The following is a 2,871-nucleotide window of genomic DNA, read 5'->3' on the forward strand; positions in this document are numbered from 1 at the left end:
CGCGACCCGTTCTTCCACGCCGCCGGCGAACAGGTCCTCACCGCCACCCTGCTCGCCGCCGCGATCAGCGAAGCCACCATGCGCGAGGTCCTCGCCTGGCTGCAACCCGGCAACCGCGGCGCCATCGCCGCCCTCGACAACGCCGGCGCCGACGCCGAGGCCGCCGACCTCGAAGCCACCCTGTCCGGCGCCGACGTCACCACCAAGGGCATCTTCCAGACCGCCCGCACCGCCACCAAAGCCCTCACCAGCGAGCGACTGATGCGGTGGATCACCCCGCCCGCAACCTGGCGCAGTTCACCGTGGACCGTGCCCGTCGAGCTGGACCTGTGGGACCTGCTCGCCGCCGCGCGCCACGGTCGCGCCACGATCCACCTGCTGTCCAAGGAGGGCGCCGGCACCGCCGCCCCCGTCGTCACCGCGCTGGTCGACCGCATTCTGGAGATCGCCGAACTCCTCGCCCAAGCCTCCGGGGGCCGCCTCGAACCACCCGTCGTCGCGGTCCTCGACGAGGCCGCGAACATCTGCCCGATCCGCGCCCTGCCCCAGCTCTACAGCCACTACGGCTCCCGCGGCATCCAGGTCCTCACCATGCTGCAGAGCTACCAGCAAGGCGCCGGCGTGTGGGGTGAACAGGGCATGCAGGCCCTCTGGTCCGCCGCCACCATCAAGCTCGTCGGCGCCGGGGTCGACGACCACGCCTTCCTGCAGAAGCTCTCCGGTCTCATCGGCGACCACTACGTCGAGCGCATCTCCACCAGCGTCGACCGCAGCCGCCACTCCCGCCAGTACTCCCAGGCCCGCGAACCCGTCATGCCCCCGTCCGCGCTGCGCGCGATCCCCCGCGACCAGGCGGTGCTGCTGTCCACCGGGCGCCGGGTCGGGCTCGGCCGGCTGCACCCCTGGTACCGCGAGCACGACCACACCGACATCCACGAGTACGCCGACACCGCGCTCACCGAACTGCGCCGCACCGCCGCCGCCGCACTGGGCCCCGACAACCCGATCAACCGCCCGGACCCAACCGGCCCGGCCACGCACAGCTTCCCGACCCCGCCAACGACAGGAACCCGACCATGAACACATCCGACGCTAACGCCCCCGAGGAGCCCACCCAGCCGTCCGGTGAGCGGCTGATCGCCGAACTGTGCGCACGTGTCCAGGCCCTCGAGGCCTGGCGGACCCACCAGTCCGACCTCCTCGACGAACTGCTCAGCGGCGTACACGTGCCGGAGCCCGGCGTCGAGTCGCCCGACGACGGGGACGACGAGCTCGACGTCGACGCACTGATCGTCTGGGTGCACGACACCATCACCTCGATGATCGCCCGCCCGCTGCGCGGAGAGCTGACCTGGTGCCCGCTGTGGTGGGAACACCCCGAAGCCGTGTTCCGCCTCGAAGCGCTCCGGCGCGCCTGGACCGAACTGGCCCCGGAACCCGGGGCCGCGATGTCGATCTGGATCCGCGACCACCTCGACCCCTGCCTGCGCGAACTGCTCACCCCGATCGGCACGTTCGCCGACTGCACCCACAACGAGCGCTACCGCAGCCTCAACGAGCACACCCCGATCGCGACCCTGCCGACCCGGACACCCGAGTGACGGCATGCGCGCCTTCCTCGCCATCGGCGGCAGCCTGGTCGCCACCCTGCTCATCCCGCTCCTGCTGATCGCCGCACTGCTCGGCGGGCTCGCCACGGCGACACCGGCCAACGTGGTGAACACCGCCGCCATCCCCGCCCTCGCCGCACAGCACCTCGACACCATCGCCACAGTCACCGCCACCGAGTGTCCGGAACTCCCGCCGCTGTGGGTGATAGCCCACGTCCAGGCCGAGTCCAGCTGGGACCCCACCGCGTTCAGCAGCGACCGCAACGGCGGCGCAGCCGGGCTCTACCAGCTCAACGAGGCCAACTGGACCGACGCCGGCGGCGCGGCCTGGTCGGCTACCCCACCGCCCGCCGACGCCGATGTCCTCCGACCCGACGAGCACCTGCGCCGCGCGATCCCGTGGGTGTGCGCCAACCTGCGCACCGCCGCCGCGCACCTGCAGACCACCGGCAAGCCGACCGCCGCCCTGGACGGCATGCTCGTCTGCCACATCGCCGGCTGTGGCCGCCTCACCGGCTCGGCCACCGGCATCCCCGCCGCCGGTGAGGCCGGCTGCGACCGGACCTGCGCCGACCTCGTCACGAACTACCTCAACCGCGTCCACACCCTCGTCACGCAGTACGGCGCCGGAGCGGGGCCGGTGTCCGTGGAGGACCTGCCCGCGCCGACTCCGTTCGACGGCCTCAGCGCGCTCTGCACCGCCGACGACCCCACCGGCGGTCGCTGCCTCACCCCCGCGACCCGCCACGCGCACGACGAGATCGTGCGCGCCTTCGGCCCACCCCGCCCCGGTGAACCGATCCGCTCAGCGGGCTGCTGGGACGAACACGCCTGGAACCCCGACAGCGACCACCCCCGCGGCCAGGCCTGCGACTACTTCCCCGACGCCGCAGGCCAGTTCCCACAAGGCGAAGAACTCCAGAACGGATGGCGCCTGGCCACCTGGCTCCGCACCCACGCCGTCGCCCTCAAGGTCAAGTATCTGATCTGGCAGGGCCGCTTCTGGTCACCCGACACGCCCGACGCCAACGGCTGGGGCCGCCCGTACACCGGCGGCGGCGTCTACGACCCGGCGGACGCCACCGGAGGGCACTACGACCACGTCCACATCAGCGTCCGAGAGTAGTGATCATTATTCCATGAGAAGCAGCATTCATGCATCTAACGCAGGCCCTCGACCTGCTACCAGCCGGTTCCATCTCGACGTCTGCGTCCACTCTAGACGTCGGCCGAACAGGCCCTTCGCACCGTTGGCTGTGCC

General features: G+C 71.6%; 3 protein-coding genes. All 3 read left to right on the top strand.

Annotated elements, in window-relative coordinates:
• On the top strand, positions 1-1,080 hold a 1,080-nt coding region (locus tag Q1K26_RS18765; protein WP_300014472.1), incomplete at its 5' end, for a TraG/TraD/VirD4 family protein.
• On the top strand, positions 1,077-1,601 hold the full coding sequence (locus tag Q1K26_RS18770; RefSeq protein ID WP_300014475.1) for a DUF4913 domain-containing protein: 525 nt from the start codon (positions 1,077-1,079) through the stop codon (positions 1,599-1,601). The genes Q1K26_RS18765 and Q1K26_RS18770, both read left to right, overlap by 4 nt.
• A gap of 4 nt (positions 1,602-1,605) precedes the next feature.
• Positions 1,606-2,736 carry a hypothetical protein gene (locus Q1K26_RS18775; RefSeq protein WP_300014478.1) on the top strand — a complete coding sequence of 377 codons (1,131 nt, stop codon included), beginning with the start codon at positions 1,606-1,608 and terminating at the stop codon, positions 2,734-2,736.
• Positions 2,737-2,871 lie beyond the last annotated feature (135 nt).

It is taken from the genome of Pseudonocardia sp. (genome assembly GCF_029263155.1).
GTDB lineage: Bacteria > Actinomycetota > Actinomycetes > Mycobacteriales > Pseudonocardiaceae > Pseudonocardia.

Excerpts from the sequence above, each read along its gene's own strand:
- Q1K26_RS18770 (WP_300014475.1), top strand. The coding sequence starts at position 1,077 with ATGAACACATCCGACGCTAACGCCCCCGAGGAGCCCACCCAGCCGTCC.
- Q1K26_RS18775 (WP_300014478.1), top strand. The coding sequence starts at position 1,606 with ATGCGCGCCTTCCTCGCCATCGGCGGCAGCCTGGTCGCCACCCTGCTC.